The sequence below is a fragment of the Leifsonia sp. 21MFCrub1.1 genome (assembly GCF_900107895.1).
Lineage (GTDB): Bacteria > Actinomycetota > Actinomycetes > Actinomycetales > Microbacteriaceae > Leifsonia > Leifsonia soli.
Genome location: NZ_LT629867.1, coordinates 2,979,475 through 2,999,159 on the forward strand (window position 1 = coordinate 2,979,475; position 19,685 = coordinate 2,999,159).

General features: G+C 70.1%; 19 protein-coding genes and 1 tRNA gene. 4 read left to right on the forward strand and 16 right to left on the reverse strand.

What is annotated here, in order from left to right:
- Positions 1-208: 208 nt before the first annotated feature.
- Positions 209-1,177 carry an NADP-dependent oxidoreductase gene (locus tag BLW09_RS14130; RefSeq protein WP_089913988.1) on the forward strand — a complete coding sequence of 323 codons (969 nt, stop codon included), beginning with the start codon at positions 209-211 and terminating at the stop codon, positions 1,175-1,177.
- 16 nt (positions 1,178-1,193) lie between these two features.
- On the opposite strand, the gene BLW09_RS14135 is transcribed toward BLW09_RS14130, so the two are convergent.
- From BLW09_RS14135 to BLW09_RS14175, 9 genes are all read right to left on the reverse strand, one after another.
- Entirely contained in the window at positions 1,194-1,730 is a 537-nt protein-coding gene (locus BLW09_RS14135) for a GNAT family N-acetyltransferase (protein ID WP_089913991.1), read from the reverse strand.
- 96 nt (positions 1,731-1,826) lie between these two features.
- A complete protein-coding gene (locus tag BLW09_RS14140) occupies positions 1,827-3,821 on the reverse strand; it encodes a S53 family peptidase (RefSeq protein WP_231946863.1) in 1,995 nt (664 codons plus the stop codon).
- A gap of 239 nt (positions 3,822-4,060) precedes the next feature.
- On the reverse strand, positions 4,061-4,750 hold the full coding sequence (gene rplA, locus BLW09_RS14145) for a 50S ribosomal protein L1 (protein ID WP_018189752.1): 690 nt from the start codon (positions 4,748-4,750) through the stop codon (positions 4,061-4,063).
- Between the two features lie 72 nt (positions 4,751-4,822).
- Positions 4,823-5,254, reverse strand: coding sequence for a 50S ribosomal protein L11 (gene rplK / locus BLW09_RS14150; RefSeq protein ID WP_018189751.1), 432 nt, complete (start codon positions 5,252-5,254; stop codon positions 4,823-4,825).
- A 119-nt stretch (positions 5,255-5,373) separates the two neighbouring features.
- Entirely contained in the window at positions 5,374-6,297 is a 924-nt protein-coding gene (gene nusG, locus BLW09_RS14155; protein WP_089913994.1) for a transcription termination/antitermination protein NusG, read from the reverse strand.
- Between the two features lie 53 nt (positions 6,298-6,350).
- On the reverse strand, positions 6,351-6,623 hold the full coding sequence (gene secE, locus BLW09_RS14160; RefSeq protein WP_018189749.1) for a preprotein translocase subunit SecE: 273 nt from the start codon (positions 6,621-6,623) through the stop codon (positions 6,351-6,353).
- A gap of 42 nt (positions 6,624-6,665) precedes the next feature.
- Positions 6,666-6,738 (reverse strand) — tRNA-Trp (locus BLW09_RS14165).
- Positions 6,739-6,938: 200 nt separating this feature from the next.
- Entirely contained in the window at positions 6,939-7,613 is a 675-nt protein-coding gene (locus BLW09_RS14170; RefSeq protein ID WP_089913997.1) for a LuxR C-terminal-related transcriptional regulator, read from the reverse strand.
- Positions 7,610-8,818: an ATP-binding protein gene (locus tag BLW09_RS14175; RefSeq protein WP_089914000.1), complete on the reverse strand. Its 1,209-nt coding sequence runs from the start codon at positions 8,816-8,818 to the stop codon at positions 7,610-7,612. Before BLW09_RS14175 ends, BLW09_RS14170 begins: the two co-directional genes overlap by 4 nt.
- A gap of 116 nt (positions 8,819-8,934) precedes the next feature.
- On the opposite strand from BLW09_RS14175, the gene BLW09_RS14180 reads away from it, so the two are divergent.
- The 3 genes from BLW09_RS14180 (at position 8,935) to BLW09_RS14190 (ending at position 12,795) form a co-directional block, all read left to right on the forward strand.
- Positions 8,935-10,185, forward strand: a complete 1,251-nt coding sequence (locus BLW09_RS14180) for a PspC domain-containing protein (RefSeq protein WP_089914003.1) — start codon at positions 8,935-8,937, stop codon at positions 10,183-10,185.
- A 37-nt stretch (positions 10,186-10,222) separates the two neighbouring features.
- Positions 10,223-10,612, forward strand: a complete 390-nt coding sequence (locus tag BLW09_RS14185; protein WP_089914006.1) for a hypothetical protein — start codon at positions 10,223-10,225, stop codon at positions 10,610-10,612.
- 92 nt (positions 10,613-10,704) lie between these two features.
- Positions 10,705-12,795 (forward strand): RecQ family ATP-dependent DNA helicase, encoded by a 2,091-nt coding sequence (locus tag BLW09_RS14190; protein WP_089914009.1) that lies wholly within the window; start codon positions 10,705-10,707, stop codon positions 12,793-12,795.
- Positions 12,796-12,877: 82 nt separating this feature from the next.
- Here the strand turns inward: BLW09_RS14190 and BLW09_RS14195 are convergent, their stop codons facing one another.
- From BLW09_RS14195 to BLW09_RS14230, 7 genes are all read right to left on the reverse strand, one after another.
- Positions 12,878-13,714, reverse strand: a complete 837-nt coding sequence (locus BLW09_RS14195; RefSeq protein WP_089914012.1) for a hypothetical protein — start codon at positions 13,712-13,714, stop codon at positions 12,878-12,880.
- 122 nt (positions 13,715-13,836) lie between these two features.
- Entirely contained in the window at positions 13,837-14,976 is a 1,140-nt protein-coding gene (locus BLW09_RS14200) for a UDP-N-acetylmuramate dehydrogenase (protein ID WP_089914016.1), read from the reverse strand.
- The gene (locus tag BLW09_RS14205; protein ID WP_089914019.1) at positions 14,973-15,398 is read right to left on the reverse strand and encodes a MaoC family dehydratase; all 426 of its coding nucleotides are present in this window, start codon (positions 15,396-15,398) and stop codon (positions 14,973-14,975) included. Before BLW09_RS14205 ends, BLW09_RS14200 begins: the two co-directional genes overlap by 4 nt.
- Positions 15,398-15,844, reverse strand: coding sequence for a MaoC family dehydratase N-terminal domain-containing protein (locus BLW09_RS14210; RefSeq protein ID WP_089914022.1), 447 nt, complete (start codon positions 15,842-15,844; stop codon positions 15,398-15,400). Before BLW09_RS14210 ends, BLW09_RS14205 begins: the two co-directional genes overlap by 1 nt.
- 588 nt (positions 15,845-16,432) lie before the next feature.
- Positions 16,433-17,761: a right-handed parallel beta-helix repeat-containing protein gene (locus BLW09_RS14220; RefSeq protein WP_089914025.1), complete on the reverse strand. Its 1,329-nt coding sequence runs from the start codon at positions 17,759-17,761 to the stop codon at positions 16,433-16,435.
- Positions 17,758-18,696 (reverse strand): carbohydrate kinase family protein, encoded by a 939-nt coding sequence (locus BLW09_RS14225; RefSeq protein ID WP_089914027.1) that lies wholly within the window; start codon positions 18,694-18,696, stop codon positions 17,758-17,760. The genes BLW09_RS14220 and BLW09_RS14225 overlap by 4 nt, the downstream gene beginning before the upstream one ends.
- A complete protein-coding gene (locus BLW09_RS14230; RefSeq protein ID WP_089914030.1) occupies positions 18,693-19,673 on the reverse strand; it encodes a glycosyl hydrolase family 32 in 981 nt (326 codons plus the stop codon). Before BLW09_RS14230 ends, BLW09_RS14225 begins: the two co-directional genes overlap by 4 nt.
- Positions 19,674-19,685 lie beyond the last annotated feature (12 nt).

Below are 19,685 nucleotides of genomic sequence, written 5' to 3' on the forward strand. Positions count from 1 at the left end.
GGTCTGGTCGTCGTCGTTCCGCTCCCGCAGGCCAGATCACAGCCCGGGTCGCAGCATCCTAACCGGCGCGGCGCTGAGAACGGCCTGGGGGTATCCGAAACAGAGTGTTCACATCTGGTGACCCGACCGTAACACCGTCGAAGCACGCGCAGGATTGACTGAGGGGACGCCGCGCCGACGCAGCGGCAGACCGACGAGGGGATGACGAATGCCGAAGACCATGCGGGCCGCACTTCTGGACGCCGCGGGAGACCCGGAGGCCCTCCGGATCGGTGAGACCGACTACCCGGACCGCGTGAACGCCGAGTTCCTGGTCAAGGTGGTCGCATCGAGCGTGAATCCGATCGACGCGAAGACGCGAGCCGGGCGCGGGATCTACGGCGCCATCCACTCGTTCCCCGCCGTCCTCGGGCACGACTTCAGCGGGGTCGTGGTGGAATCGCCGTACAGCGCCCATCCCATCCGCCCGGGCGACGAGGTCTTCGGCATGGTCATGGTGCCGCGGCTCGGCGGCAGCTTCGCCGAATACGTCTCCGTGCCGTCGCTGAGCGTCGTGCGCAAGCCGGCCACCCTCAGCCACATCGAGGCGGCCGCCGCTCCCCTGGCCGCGCTGACGGCGTGGGGCATGGTGGTCGAGGTCGCGAAGGCCCACGAGGGCCAGCGGATGCTCATCCACGCGGGCAGCGGTGGAGTCGGCCACTTCGCCGTGCAGTTCGCCTCGTACTTCGGAGCGCACGTCATCGCGACCGCGTCCGGGTCGAAGGCGTCGTGGCTGCGTTCGCTCGGAGCTGCCGAGGTGATCGACTACACGACGACGCGGTTCGAGGATGTCGTGCACGACGCCGATGTGGTGATCGACCTGATCGGCAACGTCCACGACCAGACGGGGACGCGCTCCCTCTCGGTGCTGCGTCCCGGCGGCCTCATCGTCAACGTCCCGACGGGGAGCTGGCCGACGTTCGCAGAAGAGGTCGCCGCCGCCGGCGTGCGCGGCACGGACTACAAGGTCGCGCCGGACGGCAGCACCCTGGCCGTCATCGCCCGCCTCCTGGAGTCGGGGAATGTGCGGGTGCACGTCGATCAGATCTTCGCGCTCGAGCAGATCGCCGAGGCGCACCACGCCATCGAGAGCGGCCACACCCGCGGCAAGATCGTGCTGAAGATCGCCGAGGGCTGACCGGCGACCGTTCGGCCTACGGCAGCGCCCGCTCCATCACCCAGTCGTCCTCGTAGCGGTCGCCGACGAGGAAGCGTTTGGCTCCGACGCGCTCGAAGCCGTGCTTGCCGTAGAAGCGCTGCGCTCGGGCGTTCTCCTCGTTGACGCCCAGCCACATCCCCCCGGCTCCCGCTTCGGCGCCCGCCCGCAGGCTCTCGGCCATGAGCCGGCTCGCGACGCCCTCGCCGTGGTGGCCGGGCAGCACGTAGCACTTGCTCAGCTCGGCGGTGGGGTGGATGCGGAGGCAGCCGCGCACGTCGGCATCCGCCGGGTCGCCCAGGTTGACCATCGTGTATCCGACCGCGACGCCCGCCTCGTCCTCCGCGATGAGCAGCCGGCGCGACGCGTAGGCGAGGTACTCGGCGAACCGCTGCTCCGAGAGCACGGTCGCGATGAACGCCGCCTTCGCCTCCTCGGTGGTGTGCGGCGGGCAGGCGAGCGGGAAGGTCGCGGCGGCGACCGCGGAGAGGGCGGCGGCGTCTCCGGCGACGGCGGGGCGGATGGTGACGGTCACCTCGTCAGCCTAGCCAGCGCGCGGTCGGCCCTCCGCACACGGCGGACCGGCCGCCTCCGATCGGGAGACGGCCGGTCCGTGGTGCGCATTGCCTGGTCAGTGCCTTCCCTGGGCCACCCAGCTGAGCAGGTCGAAGGAGACACCGCCGAGGCCGGTCACCGGGTCGTATCCCTTCGCCGTCTTCAGCGAGGTGTCCTGATCCATCGACACCAGGTAGGTGTTGCCGCTGATCGCGCTCGTGTAGACCAGCGCCTGCGTCGGGTTCTGCGGCAGCACGTCGCGGAACGCGTTCGGCAGGATGCGCTTCACGCCGTACAGCGTCGGGTTCGCGAACCCGATCGTCGAGCGCGTCGCCTGCTGCACGATCGCGATCTGGGCGGCGACGATCGGCGAGGCCAGCGACGTTCCGCCGTAGGTCTCGTTGATGTAGTCGCCGGTCGCCAGCGTCGTGTCGTCGATGATCGGACGGATGCCGATCAGGAACCCGGTGTACGGGTCGGCGAGTGCTGCGACGTCCGGCGAGACGCGCTTGCCGTTCGCGAGTGCCGCGGGGACGATCCCGCGCTGGTAGCCGGGCTGTGCGAACACCGCGCTCGTGCCGCCGCCGGCGCCGCCGACGAACCGCGTGCCCGGGAGGGGCTGCGCGTAGCTGAGCGTGCCGTCGGCGTTCTTGACGATCTGGTCGAACTGGTCGCCCCATCCCGTCTCCCACGCGATCTTGCCGTTCTTGTCGATGCCGGTGCTCGTTCCGCCGACCGAGGTCACCCACGGGGAGGATGCCGGGAAGTCCGGCGACGGGTAGCCGAGGTTCGCGACCTCGTCGCCGTTGTCACCGCTCGAGAAGTACAGGCCGATACCCTCGCCCGCGGCCTGGAGCTGCAGGTTCACCTCGCCCTGGATCACGTCGGCCGGAACCGCCTCGCCCACGTTGCCGTAGCTGTTGCTGACGATGTTGGCGAGCTTGTTGTCGAGGATCTTCGACATGGCCACATCCAGGCCGCCGCCGCAGTTGAAGCCGCCGACGTAGAGGATGCGAGCCCCCGGTGCGACAGCGTGCACCGACTCGACGTCGAGCGTCTGCTCGCCCTGCCATCCGCTCGGGTACTGGCAGAGCTCCTGGTCGACGAACTCGCTGGGGCTGGGGACGAGCTGCTGGTAGCTGGAGTTGGTCAGCCCGGGCTCGCCGTTCTGCTGCGAGTAGCTGTTGACATCCTTGACGATGGTCGGGCTGGCGTAGGCGTCGATGATCGCCACCGTCTGACCCGAGCCGTTGATGCCGCGCTTGCCGAGGTCGTTCAGGCCGTACGCGCTGCGCAGCTGCTGCGGGGTGTAGCCGCAGTTGTAGGTGCTGTACTGCGTGTTGCCGTTGTACGCCGGCGGGACGGTCACCGTGTGCTCGCCGTAGTAGTGCGAGCACGGCGTCTGGATCACCGGTGCGGCAGCGGCCTTGCGCGCGACCTGCGGTGCGCCGGAGGGGCCCAGGTCGCCCTGCTTGATCGAGTCGGGACGCGTCAGCGTGCGCGACTGCTCGATGCTCACGCCCGAGACCTTGCCGCCGATGCTGGTCGGCAGCGACGGGGCGGAGGCGGGGGCGACGAGCTGGCGCCCGGCGTAGTTGAACGCGTGCAACGAGGTGCCGAAGATGGAGCCGAGCTGGTCCGGCGTGCCACGGAAGACCACGTACTGGCGGCTGGCCGGGACGGCGGAGATGGTGAGCCCGGCCGCCTTCAGGAAGCTGACCACCGCGTCCGAGTCGGCCTGGGTCGGCGAGAACCTATCGATCCACTGCTTCGGATTGAGCGCCTTGCGGTAGCCGCGGTCGAGCGGGTTCGAGACCGCCTTCGCGAGCGCCTCGGCGCCCGCCTGGTCGCGGAGCGGAAGGTAGATCTCGCCCTCCACCGTCGCGTCGGCCGGTGCGGCGCCGGCGTCGTTCGCCGCGGTCGCCCAGGAGGGGACGGAGCCGGCGTAGGTCACGCGGTCGGCTGCGTTCGCCGCCGATGCCCCCGCCAACGACAAAGCCACCACGGCAGACGTGGTGGCGATGATTCCGAGCGCCCTCTTGTGGAGGGATCCCGTGGTGCGTTGTGCCATGAATGTCATCCTTAGCTCGGACGGACTCGACTTCGAGCCGTCGCGCACGGCGCGCGACAGGAGCGACACTAGACCCCATCGTTCTACCACCGCAACGAGGGGTAGACAGGTCTGTTGCGATCGTTGCCCGAGGTGAAGCATCCTCACGGCGACGAGCGCATCCGACAGAGCGCGAACGACGACGGGGTCGGGACCGGCAAGCGGCCCCGACCCCGTCGGAGGATGTTCGCGGAACGAACTCAGATGGCGTTGACGTCCAGCGGGATGCCCGGGCCGAACGTGGTCGACACGGCGCCCTTCTGGATGTAACGGCCCTTCGCGGCGGACGGCTTGAGACGCACGACCTCCTCGAGAGCGGTGGTGATGTTGTCGTTCAGCTGCTCGGCGGTGAAGCCCGCCTTGCCCACGACGAAGTGCACGTTGGCGTGCTTGTCGACGCGGAACTCGATCTTTCCGCCCTTGATGTCGGAGACGGCCTTCGCCACATCCGGCGTGACCGTGCCGGTCTTCGGGTTCGGCATGAGGCCGCGCGGGCCGAGCACCTTGCCGAGACGACCGACCTGACCCATGAGCTCCGGGGTGGAGACGGCCGCGTCGAAGTCGGTGTACCCGCCGGCGACCTTCTCGATCAGCTCGGCGCCGCCGACCTCGTCCGCACCCGCGGCGATGGCCGCCTCGGCGGCTGGGCCGGTCGCGAACACGATGACGCGGGCGGTCTTGCCCGTACCGTGAGGAAGAATGACGGTACCGCGGACCATCTGGTCCGCCTTGCGGGGGTCCACGCCGAGCTTCAGCGCGACCTCGACGGTCGAGTTGAACTTGGCGGAGCCGGTCTCCTTCGCCAGGGCGACGGCCTCAGCGGGGGTGTAGAACTTTCCGGCCTCGATCTTCTCGGCCGCGGCCCGGTAGGCCTTGGACTTCTGTGCCATGTGATTTCTCCTTACGAGAATGTGGTGCGAGCCTGGCCGGCTCTTCCACGAGATGTCTTGAGGGGGTCGGGCTTACGCCTCGACCGTGATGCCCATCGAGCGGGCGGTGCCTGCGATGATCTTCGACGCCGCGTCGATGTCGTTGGCGTTGAGGTCGACCATCTTCTGCTCGGCGATCTGGCGCACCTGCTCCTGGGTCAGCTTGCCGACCTTGTTGGTGTGCGGGACGCCGGAGCCCTTGGCGACGCCTGCCGCCTTCTTGATGAGCTCTGCCGCCGGCGGGGTCTTCAGGACGAACGTGAACGAACGGTCCTCGTAGACGGTGATCTCGACGGGGATGACGTTGCCGCGCTGCGACTCGGTCGCCGCGTTGTACGCCTTGCAGAACTCCATGATGTTCACGCCGTGCTGACCGAGCGCCGGGCCGATAGGCGGGGCGGGGTTGGCGGCGCCGGCGTTGATCTGAAGCTTGATCAGACCGGTGACCTTCTTCTTCGGTGCCATGTCTCTTCCTTCTTTGTGTATTCGAGCGAGCCGGACCGCGGTCCGCATCGCTCTCCCGGTTTCTCGGCCCTTCCGAGACCCGGTGTTCTGAAAAACAGTGGGGAGGCTCTGAATGTTCCCTAGAGCTTCGTGACCTGGTCGAAGCTGAGCTCGACCGGGGTCTCGCGCTCGAACAGGGAGACGAGCACGGTGAGCTTGCCGCTCTCCGGCTTGATCTCGCTGATGGAGCCCGGGAGGCCCGCGAACGAGCCCTCCTTGATGGTGATGGTCTCGCCGATCTCGAAGTCGACCTCGGCGGGGATGACGCGTGCGGCGGCCTTCTGGCCCTTCGCGGCGCCCTTGGCCGGCGCGGCCTCGACCTGCACGAGGCTCTTCAGCATCGAGAAGGCCTCTTCGAAGCGCAGCGGGGTCGGGTTGTGGGCGTTGCCGACGAACCCGGTGACGCCCGGCGTGTGCCGGACGACCGACCAGCTGTCCTCGTTGAGGTCCATGCGCACCAGCACGTAGCCGGGGATGCGGACGCGGTTGACCATCTTGCGCTGGCCGTTCTTGATCTCGACCACGTCCTCCATGGGGACCTGCACCTCGTAGATGTAGTCCTCCATGTTCATCGAGACCATGCGGTTCTCGATGTTGGACTTCACGCGACGCTCGAACCCGGCGTACGAGTGGATGACGTACCACTTGCCGAGCTTGGCGCGCAGTTCGGCGCGGAACTCCTCGTACGGGTCGGTGGAGGTCTCCTCCTCCTCGTCCTCGACCGCTTCGACGGCGGCCTCGGCCTCGTCCACGCTGTCGACCTCGAGCGCCTCGTCGACGGCGCGGTCGGCCTCGGGGTCCACCGCCTCCGCCATGGCGTCGAGCACGGCGTCGAGGTCGATCTCGGTGCCGTCGTCCGCGACGACGTGCAGCGCCTCGTGCTCGGCGGAGTCGGACGCTTCGTCCTCGCTGGCGAGAACGTTGCCGGTCTGCGCCTCGTCGTCCTCGGAGGACTGCTCCGCAGCGGGCGCCCAGTCCACGTCGTCGCGATTCGTCTCAGACACTGAATTCATTCCATTTCTTGTCGGGAGGGCCGGTGCGGCCCGATCGACGTCGTCTATTTCGGGTTTCCGAAGACCCAGACGACACCCATGCCGAACACCCAGTCAAGGAGTGACACAAGAGCCATCATGATCACCACGAACACGAGCACGACGCCGGTGTAGCTGAAGAGCTCCTTGCGGGTCGGCGTGACGACCTTCTTCAGCTCGCCGATGACCTGCCGGATGAACAGGGCGATCCGCGCGAAGGGGTTGCGCCGTGCGGCGCGATCCTTCTTCGCGTTGGCGACGATCTCCTCGCTCGGCTCGTCGATTACCTTTCGGGCCACCTCGTTACACCTTTCGTGGATCGGCACCAGAGTGCCGACTTGCAGGGCGGACAGGAATCGAACCTGCAACCTGCGGTTTTGGAGACCGCTGCTCTGCCAATTGAGCTACCGCCCTAGGGAACCGAATCGCCGACTTCCTGCGCTGGCTGTTCAAGGCTAACCGATCGAACATCCGAACGTGCTGCGGATGCCCGGCCGGAGCGCGGCAGTGCTGCCGTCGCTACACCAGAAAAAGGGCGCAGAAAAGCTTGGCAGATTCAACCACCGCGTCAAGTGTACGGGACGCGGCAGCCCGGCCGCAAAGCGGTCACCGGACTACAGGAGTTTGCGCTCCAGCGCCCACGCGGTGAGCTCGTGCCGGGACGACAGCTGCAGCTTCCGCAGCACCGCCGAGACGTGCGTCTCGACCGTCTTGATGGAGATGAACAGCTCGGCGGCCACCTCCTTGTAGGCGTAGCCGCGTGCGATCAACCGCATGACCTCCCGCTCCCGCGCCGACAGCCGGTCGAGCTCGTCCGTCGACTCCGCCTGCTCGCCGGCGGCCGCCCCGAAGGCGTCCAGCACGAAGCCGGCGAGGCGCGGAGAGAAGACCGCGTCGCCGCCCGCCACCGCGACGACCGCGTCGCTGACCTGACCGCCCGAGCTGCCCTTCGTCAGGTACCCGCGGGCCCCGGCCCGGATGACGCCGACCACGTCCTCCGCCGCATCGGAAACGCTGAGCGCCAGGAAGCGCGTGGACGGCGCCTCTGCGGACGTCCGGCGCACGACCTCTGCTCCCCCGCCGCCCCCACCGCCGGGCAGGTGCACGTCGAGCAGCACGACGTCCGGCTGGGTCTGGACGACCACCGCGACCGCCGCATCCACATCGGCCGCCTCGCCGACGACGTGCAGGCGGTCGTCGAGGTCGGCGCGGAGGCCGGAGCGGAAGATGGAGTGGTCGTCCACGATCACCACGGTGACCGGCCGGCCTGCTGCGGTGCTCTCGGTCATGTCGTCTCGCTCGCGATCTCGATGGTCAGCTGGATCTCGGTGCCGCTCTCGCGCGCCGTCACGGTCGCCTGACCGCCGGCGCGGCGCATGCGGCCGATGATCGATTCTCGGACACCGAGGCGCCCCTCGGGAAGCGCTCCGAGATCGAAGCCCGGTCCCCGGTCGCGGATGAACACATCCACCCGGCCGGATGCGTGCTCGACGTAGACGGACACGTCGCCCCCGGCGTGCCGCGCCGCGTTCAGCATCGCCTCGCGTGCGGCAGCACCCAGCTCGGACGGCGCGTTCCTCACGGGTTCACCGACCGAGACGACGTCGAACGTGACCGGATGCTCGACCTCCAGAGCCGCGGCGACCTCCCGCAGTTCCGCCGCGAGGTCCCTCCCCTCGGCCGCGGATGCCGCCGCGCCCTCGGTGAACAGCCAGTCGCGCAGTTCGCGCTCCTGTGCGCGGGCGATCCGCCCGACCTCGCTGGTGGCTCCCGCTCGGTTCTGGATCAGCGCGAGCGTCTGCAGCACGGAGTCGTGCAGGTGCGCGGCCATCTCCGCCCGCTGCTCCTCCTTGATGCGTGCCGTCCGCTCGGTGATGAGCTCACGCCACAGCCGCAGCCCCCACGGAGCGACGAGCACGGCCGCGCCGGCGAAGGTGGCGATCAGGATGCCGAGCCACAGCATCCCGGATCCCGCGACGTTCTGGGTGAGCGCGATGGCCAGGGCGATGAGGACGAGGAACGCGCCGCAGACGATCCGGAAGGCCCCGGGAGAGAGCGGTGCGAAGGCGACCGGCTCCTCGTCGGCCAGCTGCTCCCACGCAACGGCGAGCACCAGGAGGGCGGCGCAGGCGACCAGCGTCCCGAAGCCCGGGCCGAGCGCTCCCCCTGCGGCCAGGACGACGGCGGTGATCCCGGCGGCTGCGCCGGCTCCGGCCAGCAGCCAGGGGAGGTTCACCCGCCGACGAACACCTTCGGCCGGGTCGAGCCCCGACGCGGCACGCAGCGGAGTGAGCGCCCAGAGCCAGAGATACAGCAGGATCCCGGCGCCGCCGAGCAGCGTCGCGCCGACGAACGCCCAGCGCACGGCCGCGACCGGCCAGCCGAGATGATCGGCCAGCGCGACGCTCACTCCGCTCACGGCGCACGAGCGCGGCCGGGCCAACGGAGGCCGCGGCAGACCGGCGCGCGGACCGGCGGGCGCTGTGGACGACATAGTCAGAATCCAAGCAGACCCCGATCGGACCCGCACCCGATGGGCGCAGCAATCAGGGTCGGCTCAGGGGTTCACCCGATACCCGGGCCCGCACTCCCGACGCCAGGATGGGGACCATGTCACAGAACGACTCGACTCCCCCGGTGGGAACGCCCGCGAACCCCTACGGCGGTCCGCAGACCGGATTCTCCGGCCGCGGAACCCGCTTCTTCGATTGGATGCGCGGCCTCGGCATCGTCCGCGCAGACGGCTGGCTCGGCGGGGTGAGCGCCGGGGTGGCGTACCGCCTGGGCATCGATCCGCTGATCGTGCGCGGCATCATCGTCGTGGCCGGCATCCTCGGCGCACCCGTGCTGCTGCTGTACGCGGCGGCGTGGGCGCTCCTGCCGGACCGCGACGGCCGCATCCACCTGCAGCAGCTGTTCGACGGGGACTTCCAGCCGCCGATGGTCGCGATCGGCGTGATGGCGCTGCTGTCGCTTCTGCCATGGACGAGCGGCGTCTGGTGGGCGGACGGGCCGTTCTGGAACGTACCGGTCTGGGGCGATGTGATCGGCCGCGTGATCTGGACGCTGGTGGTGATCGGCGCGGTGGTCGCGCTGATCGTGGTGGCCGTGCGGAACTCGGATGCCCGGACCGCCGCGCGGACGGCAGCGGGCGCGGCGGCGACGGGGGCGGCGAGCGCCTCTACGGCCGATGCGGCTCCGGCCGCGTCGACGTCGACGGAGCAGCCGAGCGATGTGGATGCGGCCGGGAACCCGTCGACGACCGTGCCGGCGGCGAGCGCAGCCCCTGCTCCTGCACCTGCTCCGCAGCTCGACATCGCCGCGGAGCCGACGGCGCCTCCCGCTCCGCGCCTCGGCGCCTCGCCCGACGAGGTCGCGGACTGGCAGCAGCGGCAGGCGCAGTGGCGCGCGGAGCACGCGGCCTGGAAGCAGCGCCTCGCCGCGGACATGCGCGCGGTCAAGGCGCAGCGGTCGGCCGAGCTCCGGACGCAGGTCGCCACCGCGACGGCCGAGGCCGCCGCGCGCCGCGAGGCCTACCGAGCTGCGAATCCGCGGGTGGGCGCGGCCGTGGGCTGGCTGACCGTCGGGCTGGCGCTCGTCGCCGGGTCGCTGGTGGCCATCGTGTGGCCGCAGCTCGCCGACGTCGGCCGCTTCACCACGGCCGCCGGACTCGCCGCCGCCACGCTCGTCGTCGGCGTCGTCGTGCTCATCGCCGGGCTGGCCCGACGCCGCAGCGGGTTCCTCATCTTCCTCGGGATCCTGCTCGCAGCGCTGACCGCCGCCGCGCTGTTCCTCGCGGGCGACACCGTCGCCGGCATCCACCTGACGAGCGTCGGGCTGCCCGCGCTCCTCCAGCGCTGAGACCGTGCTGGACCAGAAACGACCGGGAGACACGACCATGACCGATCAGAACCCGCAGAACGCACCGCAGGAGCCGCAGGAGCCCTCGCCGGCCGAGCCATCGCCCCGCGCGGATGTGCCGTTCACCGCATCCACGACCCCGCCGGTGAGCCCCGCCTACGCGGCGCCGCTCGCGCCGGCGGGCGACGCGCCCGTGCGCTGGGGCGGTGTCGTGTGGGGACTGCTGCTGACGCTGTTCGCCGGCGCCACCCTCTACGTCCTGGCATCGGCGGAGCGCGTCCGGGAGGCGGCCGACTGGATCGCGGCACTCACGCCGGGCTCCGCCTGGGCGCTCGGCGCCGCCGTGATCGGGCTCGTCATCGTGGTCTCCGCGCTGCTCGGGGGAATCCGCGCGTCGCAGCGCAGGCGCGTGCGCGCGCGGATCTGAGCGGTTTTCTCCACAGAACACACCCGACGCCCGTTCTCCACCGATGTCATCGGAGGGGAGCGGGCGTCAGGCGTGCCTGACACGATGGCACCATGACCACTGCAACAGATGCCCTCACCAGCCTCCGCGCCCTCGTCGGGCGCCCGGAGGCCGAGTTCCACGACGGGCAGTTCGAGGCCATCGGCGCTCTGGTCGACGACCACCGGCGGGCCCTGGTCGTACAGCGAACGGGGTGGGGCAAGTCGGCCGTCTACTTCGTGGCCACCATGCTGCTCCGGGCGCGGGGTGCCGGGCCGACCATCCTCGTCTCGCCGCTGCTCGCGCTCATGCGCGACCAGGTGGCGGCGGCCGAGCGCGCCGGCGTGCGCGCGGTCACGATCAACTCGTCCAACCGTCACGAGTGGGAGGATGTGGCGGTCCGCCTCCGGGAGGACACGGTCGACGTCCTCCTGGTGTCGCCGGAACGCTTGAACAATCCCGACTTCCGCGACACGCAGCTCCCCGCGCTGGTCGACCGCAGCGGGCTCCTGGTGGTGGACGAGGCCCACTGCATCTCGGATTGGGGCCATGACTTCCGGCCCGACTACCGCCGGCTCCGCGACCTGATCGGGCGGCTTCCGGACGGCGTGCCCGTGCTGGCGACCACGGCGACGGCGAACGAGCGCGTCGTGGCCGACGTGGTCGAGCAGCTGGGCGTCGGGCGGGAGGCCGAAGTCGTGACGATCCGCGGGCCCCTCGCGCGACGATCGCTGCGCCTGGGAGTGCTCCCCCTGCCCGACGCCACCGCGCGGCTCGCCTGGCTGGCCGGCCATCTGGGCGATCTCCCCGGCAGCGGCATCGTGTACACGCTGACGGTGTCGGCGGCGGAGGACACCGCGCGCGTGCTCCGCCGCGCCGGCCACGAAGCGCACGCGTACACCGGCCAGACGGACACCGCAGAGCGCGAGGACTTGGAGGGCCGGCTCAAGCGCAACGAGGTCAAAGTGCTCGTGGCCACGAGCGCCCTCGGCATGGGATTCGACAAGCCCGACCTGGGGTTCGTCGTGCACCTGGGGGCTCCCTCGTCACCGGTCGCCTACTACCAGCAGGTGGGCCGCGCGGGCCGCGCGACCGAGAACGCGGACGTTCTGCTGCTGCCGGGTCCGGAGGACCGGGCCATCTGGCAGTACTTCGCGACCGCATCCATGCCGTCGCGCGAGAAGGCCGCGGCGGTCCTCGAAGCCCTGGGGTCGGAGCCGCTGTCGACGCGGGTGCTGGAGAGCCGTGTCGACCTCCGCGCGTCCACTCTCGAACTCCTGCTGAAGGTACTCGACGTCGACGGCGCCGTGCGCCGGGTGAGCGGCGGCTGGGTCTCGACGGGCGCTCCGTGGGAGTACGACGAAGAGCGGTACGCCCGCATCGCCGCCGCCCGCGAGGCGGAGCAGCAGTCGATGCTCGACTACGAGTCGACGTCCGCGTGCCGGATGGAGTTCCTGCAGCGCGCGCTCGACGACCCGGACGCCGGGCCGTGTGGCCGCTGCGACAACTGCGCGGGCGTCTGGTACCCGACGGAGGTCGACGGCAGCGCGGCGGGCGAGGTCGGCACGATCCTCGATCGGGTCGGCGTCGAGGTCGAGCCGCGCAAGCTGTGGCCGACCGGCGCGGACCGTCTTGGGGTCCCGGTGAAGGGCAAGCTCGCGGCCGGTCAGCAGCTCGAGCCGGGAAGAGCGCTCGCCCGGTTGACCGACCTGGGCTGGGGAGGGCGGCTGCGCGACCTTCTGGCCGAGGATGCACCCGACCAGCCCGTGCCTCCGGCGGTTCTCGACGCCTGTGTGCGGGTGCTCGCCGATTGGGACTGGAATGCGCGCCCGGGCGTGGTCGCCGCGATGCCGTCGCGGCGGCGGCCCGTCTTCATCGAATCCCTCGCCCGAGGGCTCGCGGGCATCGGCCGTCTCCCGTACGCCGGAACGCTGGAGTGGCGCGGCGGCCCGCCGTCCGGAGCACCCGGCGGCAACAGCGCCTTCCGGCTGGCATCCGTCTGGAACCGGTTCTCCGCCGACGGGCTCGACCTGCCCGCCGGCGTGCCGGTACTCCTCGTCGACGACCTCGTGGACAGTCGCTGGACCATCACGGTCGCCGGTCAGGAGCTCGTCCGGGTCGGTGCCGGCGCCGTGCTGCCGTTCGCGGCCGCCGTGCGCAGCTGAGCGGCGCCCCGCGGTGCACCTGCGAACTGCGGTCGAGACACACTGGGGTGAGCGCCGCGCGAGCGCTCACCCCCGTGTGCGATCAGATGAAGTCGCCTCCACCGAAATCGCCTCCGCCGAAGTCGCCACCGCCGAAGCCGCCCCAGTCGCCGCCGCCGCCCCAATCGCCGCCGGACACGTCGCCGCCGCTTGCGTCGCCGCCGCTTGCGTCGCCGCCACCAGCGTCGCCACCCCAGCCGGCCGCGTCGACCGACCCGTCACCGGCGCCGCCGTCACCAGCGCCGCCATCGCCGCCCTGGTCGCCGCCGTTGTCGTTACCGCCCTGGTCGTTCGCGTTCTGGTTGTCGCCGTTCTGGTCGCCGGAGCCGCCGTCCGCCTGGTCGGCGCCCGGCGCGGGGAGAAAGGCGCTGACCAGCGCGGAACCGATCACGTAGCCCGCGACGCTTCCGAGCAGGGAGCTCGCGAACATGCTGCCGAAGCCCGCTCCCCCGAATCCGGGGCGTCCCGCGCCACCGGCGCCTCCAGCACCGCCGCCGAGGGCGCGCTCGAGCGTTCCGGGCTGGCGGAGCTCGGAACGGGTCGCCGCCTGAGCCAGCGACCGCGGGTCGTCGCCGCGGGGCTGCTCCCCCGCCGGCGCGCTCTCGCTGAGCTGCTGGAACAGCAGCCGACGCTGGTCGGGCGTCAGCTTGGCGAACGCCTCCTCATGCACCTGCTCGATGGTCTCCGGCGGAGCCGTGCGGAGCAGGTAGCGGTAGCGCTCCACCGCGATCTCGTCCTCGCTGCGGGCCGGGGGCTGACCGGACGGCTGCCCTGGTGCCTGGCCCTGCCCTCCGCCGTACGGCGGGTAGGCGGTGTTCTGCGTCTGCGTGCCGTTCGGGCGCGGTTCCTCGCGTCCGAGCAGGCGGTCCAGGAATCCCATGTCGTTCCCTCCGGTCCCTCCCGGCGCACACGCGCCGTGTCGGGTTCAGCCTACGGAGCACGGCGTGAGAAAACTCTCAGAGTTCGATGGGTGTCAGCAAGGCGCGAGATGCGAGATCGCCGTCAGAGGTCGAGCCCGACCATCACCGGCTCCGGCTGCAGAACAACGCCGAACTCGGACTGCACCCGCGACTGGATGAACGACGCCAGCTGGGCGACATCCGCCGCGGTCGCTCCGCCGCCGTTGACGATGGCGAGCGTGTGCTTGGACGAGATCGCCGCACCGGACCCCGGCAGTGCGAACCCGCGGTGGATGCCCGCGTTCTCGATCAGCCACGCCGCGCTGAGCTTCACGGTGTACTCGGCGGCGGCGAGCGGAGGGACATCGAAAGGGTGCACCCCTCCGAGCGGGATGTCCATCACCGTGTCGGCCTCCGGCGGAACCTGCGGCCACCGGGGAGCGTTCGCCGGAAGCGAGCGCGCGAAGCCCTCCGACACGATCGGGTTGGTGAAGAACGATCCGGAGCTGACCGAGTCGGGGTCGGCCGGGTCGAGCACCATCCCCTTCGACGACCGCAGGGCGAGCACGGCGCGACGCAGCTCCGCCACCGGCACCCGGGCACCGAGCGGGACGCCGAGGGCGTCCGCCAGCTGCGCGTACGCCACCGGCGCGCTCAACGGCGCACCGACCTCGCCGGGGACCGCGCCGTCGGAAAGTTCCAGGTCCACCGAGAGCACCACGCCGCCGCGCCCGCGCTTGAGCGCCGACGTGCGGTACCCGAGCCCCAGCTCCTGGCGGGTCAGGTACACGATCTCGTCCGACATGTCGTCGAGGAACTCGACGCCGACGAGCGCGGACTCGAGTTCCTGGCCGTACGCCCCGATGTTCTGCACGGGAGCGGCGCCGGTGGACCCGGGGATGCCGCTGAGCGCTTCGATCCCCGACCACCCGTTGCGCACGGTCAGCGCGACGAGCTCGTCCCACGGCTCTCCCGCCTGCACCCGGAGCCGGATCCGCCCGTCCGGTGCGGGCAGCCGCTCGACACCGCGGGTACGGATGTGGATGACGGTTCCGTCGAAACCGTCGTCGCTCGCCACCGTGTTCGAGCCGCCGCCGAGCAGCAGCCGGTCCTCCCCGGTCTCGCGCGCTTCGCGCACCGCATCCACGAGGGCGTCACGGTCGTCGGCGACGACGAGCCGGTGGGGCACCCCGCCGACGCGGATGGTGGTCAGGTCGGCGAGTGCCGGCGTCGCGTCGGTCATGCCAGCCGGACGCGGACCTGCGCCTTGCCGAGCACCGTCTCGCCGCCGAACGTCGTGGTCAGGTCGATGCGCGCCACGCGCGCTTCGGCATCCAGCTGGCCGACCTTGGCGGACACGGTCACCGTGGCGCCGTCCGTCGGGTCGACGACCACCGGGCGGGTGAACCGCACCTGGTAGTCCGCGACCAGCGCCGGGTCGCCCGCCCAGTCGACGACGGGCTGCACAGCGAGTCCCATCGTCAGCATGCCGTGCGCGATGACGCCGGGGAGCCCGACCGAGGTCGCGATGTCGTCCCTGTAGTGGATGGGGTTGAAGTCGCCGGAGGCGCCCGCGTAGCGGACGAGGGAGTCCCGGGTCAGTTCGACCGTGCGCTCGGCGACCACGTCGCCGACGGCGAGGGTGTCGAAGTCGGGAGTGGCCATCATTCGTCTCCTCGTACGACCAGGGTGGAGGTGGCGGTCACCACGTGCGCGCCGTCGGCGTCGACGATGGTCGACTCGGCGGTGACCATCGAGTGCGCGCCGAGGCTCTTCACGGAGGTCACCCGCAGGGTCGCGGTCAGCTCGTCGCCGGCGAACACCGGGCGTGAGAAGGTGAACCGCTGGTCGCCGTGGACGACGCGGCTGAAGTCGATTCCCGCATCGGGTTCGGAGAGCAGCTGCGCGAGGGTCGCCTCCTGCACGACGACCGGGAAGGTCGGCGGCGCCACCAGGTCGGGATGCCCGGCAGCGCGGGCCGCTTCCACGTCGTGGTTGATCGGGGAGGTGGCGAAGACCGCGCGGGCGAACTCGCGCACTTTCTCTCGCCCGACGAGGTACGGCCGGGTGGGCGGGAACTCACGCCCTTGCAGCTCTGGGTTCACTGGCACCCGACGATTCTACCGGCGCGCCCCTCGCCGGTTCCTGGCACCCGCGAACGCAGAAGACCCCGGAGGCCTCAAGGGCCTCCGGGGTCTTCGCGCTCGGTGCTAGCGCCTTACTGGCAGCTGTCGCACTGCAGCAGGTCCATGGGGTCGACGGGAACCGAGTAGCCGCCAACGCTGTCGTTTTCGTAGTCCATGATGGCCTCCCCTAGAAGTCTTGGTGATCCGCGTTCCCGCGGTGTTCACCCACTATATAACCCGAATGACACGATTGTCATTCCACTACATGTTGTGTTTTGGGGATTTTTTCTCGCTGCCCCCAGAGTAGGGGAGACCACCGACATTTCCGGCTCGCACGGACCGAGCCGCCCCGATCGTCACCGGTGGCATTTCTCGCTCGTGACCGGCTCAAACTTTCCGCCCGTCCGCCGGTGGGCACCGAAGGACGGCGTTTCGCATTCCGCGCCCTCCACTCCTGGCGAATCGATCGGCACGTCCGCGTGTCGGCGTGTCGCCGAACGCCCATCGCCGACGGAGCGAGATGACCGGCGTCGCCGTCTCCGGCGAGTGCCGGAGACGGGCCGGCGCCCGGGGTCAACCGATCGTCGGCGTCGGCCGGAAGGCGTTGGCGCCAGCGTCCAGGATGGTCTGAGCGGTCGTTCCGGAATCGAGGACGGTGTTCGCCGTCGAGCCGTCCTCCACCAGGACCGTGACGATATCGAGGGGGTGCATCGAGGCCGTCGCGAGCAGCGCGTCGACCTGCGCGTCGAACGCCGAGTCCCCGGACGTCGCGCGCACGTCCAGCGCGACCATGTGGTTGCTGGCGAGGTAGTTGCCGGTCCCCGACGAGAGGCGCACGATGACGGGCGTGGCCCCGCGTGGACGGAGCTTCGCCGAGTCCACCACCTCCGAGAAGTGGTTTCCGATCACCGAGTTGTTGCTGCCGTCGATGACCAGGAGCCCGAAGAGGTCGTCGCGGCCGTTGTCCACGTCGAGGAACGGCGCCCACGGTTCGCGATCGCGCAGCAGGTGATTGGACGCGATGAGGTTCTCGGAGGCGTTGTCTTCGAGGATCAGCATGCCCGGATAGAACGAGTGCAGACGGTTGTTCGTGACGCTGGAGCGCGTGACGCTTCTCAGGTGGACGCTGCTCGCGCCGCGCGGGAACACGTTATTGGCCGTGATCAGGAGGCCGCCATGGTTCTCGGCATAGATCGAGTGACCCGCGGGCCCGGCGCCGATCAGGTTGTCGGTCACCTTGGACGCCTGGCCCCAGCCGCGCAGCTCGATGCAGCTGCCGCTCTCGGCGATGAAGTTGTCATGGATCGAGAGCGCGTCGGCGTTGTAGACGGTGAGCGCATGTTCGAGGTACACGAATCCCATTCCGGTGAAGCGGAAGGAATCGTTCGCGCTCGCGACGTAGATGCCCGTCTTTCCATTGACATAGGTGTTCTCGGGATGAAGACCGGAGCCGTCGGCGACGAAGTGGAGGCCGTCGATGCAGAAATTCGAGAACTCGACGGAGCTGATCCGAGGGCTTCCGGTCCGCTTCACCAGGAAGGCGGCGCCAGTGGACGGGTCTCCGCCGGCGTCCGCCGCGATGTCGACCAGGATGCGGCTTCCTCCCGGCCAGAGCTCGTGGAGGTCCGGCCACTGGTCCTCCGGGACATTGAACCGGATGCTCGACGACGTGAAGCCGTGACCTGACCCTTCGATCCGGAGGAAGCTGACGTCGATCAGCACCTGGGTGCGAAGACGGTAGTCCCCCGACGGAATGGAGATCACCGCTCCCGGCTTGCCGCCGTCCCGATGATCGGAGACGTCCTGATGCTGCTTCACGTCCGCGATGATGCTGTTGATCACCTCGCCGATGTCTTCTGCGGCGTCGCCGACAGGCCAGGTGGTCACGTCGTAACGGGTCATGCGTGGCAGGTGTCCTTCCCATGATCTGCCGGCGACGGCGAGCGCACGTCGCTCAGGGAGGGCAGGTCGGCACCGGTCCGCGAGACGGTGATGGCCGCCGCCCGCGCGGCGCGTGCGCCCACCGCGAAGAGCCGGCTCTCCGTGATGGGCTGACCGTCCCATCCGCCGTCCTCGACGGCGAGGGCCCAGATCAGGGCCGCCATGAACGAGTCACCGGCGCCCACGGTGTCGGCCACCGCGACGGCGACGGGCGGGATGTGCACGCGATGCGCTCCGCTTCCCAGCAGCGCCCCTCTGCTCCCCCGCGTGACGCCGACGACGGCCACCCCGCTGTCGACCAGCAGGTCGACGACAGACTCGATGGACGTACCCGGGAAGAGGAAGTCCGCGTCCTCGTCGCTGAGCTTGGTCAGATGACTCGCGCGCGCCAGCGCCATGAAGTCTTCCCGGGAGCGTTCCGGGTCCGCGATCAGCGACGGCCGGATGTTCGGATCGAAGCTGATGAGCGCGCCCGCCGCGCGTCCGCGCCGGACGATGTCCCGCGTGACATCCGATCCGGGCTCGAGGAATGCTCCGAGAGAACCGGTGTGGATGATGGCCGGGCTTCGCAGGTCGTCGAGGCTCCGCGGATCCCAGCTGAGAGCGAAACGGTAGGTGGCCGACCCGTCGGCTCCGATGGTGGCGACAGCTCGGGAGGTCGGTTGCGCGGTGATCGACTCGGATGTGACTCCCACGCCTGAATCGGCCAGATGCCGGCGGATGAGTGCTCCGTCATCGTCATCTCCGATCGCCGTGTGCAGACGTGTGACCACGTTCAGTCTCGCCAGGCCGAGGGCGACATTGGCCGGCGACCCGCCGGGGTACCGGTTGACCGTGGAGGCTGCGACGACTTCGTCGATGAGGGCTTCGCCGACGACGAGGGCGCCGCCGTTCACGAGCCGACTCGCAGCTGTTCTGCGGGGATCGCCGAGCTCCCCTGGAGGGTCAGCCGCCCTTCGACCCACCGGACGGGAAGCGGGTCGGAGATCTCGCCGATCCAGCCGCCGTTGTCGTCGTCGTTGTGGAAAGCCAGGAACTGCCAGGCCCCAGCGCGGTCTTGAACGAGACGGCCGACATAGAGCGCTTCGTCGGTGAGCCGGTAGGACTGCGCGGTGTCGAACGGCCCGGTGAGCGAATCGGCGGGGAACGCCCAGACACCCCCGATGGGATCGTGGGCTCGCCGTTCGCGGGAGAGTTCGGAGCCGAGGCACGAGAAGAGACCGACGGGCCGGCCCTCGACGTCGATCGTCTGGACGACCTCGAGGTGGCCGAAGCCGGCGCCGGGCTGCGAGAGCGGGGGCTGCACCGTCCAGGTCGTCAGGTCGGGAGATACAGCGTGACCGATGACACCGCGGTCGTCGGGGTCTCCGTGATTGGCGCGTGCCGTGATGAGCATGTGCCAGGTGTCGTCGTGCCGGAACACCCACGGGTCTCTCCACGCCTGATCCGGCCACCGACGCGTTTCCGCGGTCTCGTACCAGCGGGGGTCGGGCTCGAGAACCTGACGTCCTGCTTCGCGGCGCCAGGTGAACAGGTCGTCCGACACGACGGAGCTGATGCGCTGGGTGAGTCCGCCTTCGCTGCGGCTGACCGCGGTGTAGAACATCCGCCAGGTTCCGTCGTCCTGGCGGACGACCGAACCGGTCCACGTCGCGAGGTCGTCGAACGCGGGCGCGTCATCGGGGATGACGGCGTCCTGCTGTTCCGTCCACGAGACGAGGTCCGGGGAGGTGGCGTGCCCGATGGTGGCGCGCCAGTGCCGGCGGTCGGGGTCCTGGAGCGCGCGGGAAGCCTTCAGGAAGAAGAGGTGATAGCGGTCGCCGTCGTCGGCGATCCAGAAATCCCACACCCAGGAGGCGGCGAGACGAAGCATGTGTGCGGATAC

Bases quoted from the DNA above. Each gene is read 5' to 3' on its own strand.
- rplK (WP_018189751.1), bottom strand. From the start codon at position 5,254: ATGGCACCGAAGAAGAAGGTCACCGGTCTGATCAAGCTTCAGATCAAC.
- BLW09_RS14140 (WP_231946863.1), bottom strand. From the start codon at position 3,821: ATGGCACAACGCACCACGGGATCCCTCCACAAGAGGGCGCTCGGAATC.
- rplA (WP_018189752.1), bottom strand. From the start codon at position 4,750: ATGGCACAGAAGTCCAAGGCCTACCGGGCCGCGGCCGAGAAGATCGAG.
- BLW09_RS14185 (WP_089914006.1), top strand. From the start codon at position 10,223: ATGACCGATCAGAACCCGCAGAACGCACCGCAGGAGCCGCAGGAGCCC.
- BLW09_RS14175 (WP_089914000.1), bottom strand. From the start codon at position 8,818: ATGTCGTCCACAGCGCCCGCCGGTCCGCGCGCCGGTCTGCCGCGGCCT.
- BLW09_RS14180 (WP_089914003.1), top strand. From the start codon at position 8,935: ATGTCACAGAACGACTCGACTCCCCCGGTGGGAACGCCCGCGAACCCC.
- BLW09_RS14130 (WP_089913988.1), top strand. From the start codon at position 209: ATGCCGAAGACCATGCGGGCCGCACTTCTGGACGCCGCGGGAGACCCG.
- BLW09_RS14190 (WP_089914009.1), top strand. From the start codon at position 10,705: ATGACCACTGCAACAGATGCCCTCACCAGCCTCCGCGCCCTCGTCGGG.
- BLW09_RS14195 (WP_089914012.1), bottom strand. From the start codon at position 13,714: ATGGGATTCCTGGACCGCCTGCTCGGACGCGAGGAACCGCGCCCGAAC.
- BLW09_RS14170 (WP_089913997.1), bottom strand. From the start codon at position 7,613: ATGACCGAGAGCACCGCAGCAGGCCGGCCGGTCACCGTGGTGATCGTG.
- BLW09_RS14230 (WP_089914030.1), bottom strand. From the start codon at position 19,673: ATGCTTCGTCTCGCCGCCTCCTGGGTGTGGGATTTCTGGATCGCCGAC.
- BLW09_RS14220 (WP_089914025.1), bottom strand. From the start codon at position 17,761: ATGACCCGTTACGACGTGACCACCTGGCCTGTCGGCGACGCCGCAGAA.
- BLW09_RS14200 (WP_089914016.1), bottom strand. From the start codon at position 14,976: ATGACCGACGCGACGCCGGCACTCGCCGACCTGACCACCATCCGCGTC.
- BLW09_RS14205 (WP_089914019.1), bottom strand. From the start codon at position 15,398: ATGGCCACTCCCGACTTCGACACCCTCGCCGTCGGCGACGTGGTCGCC.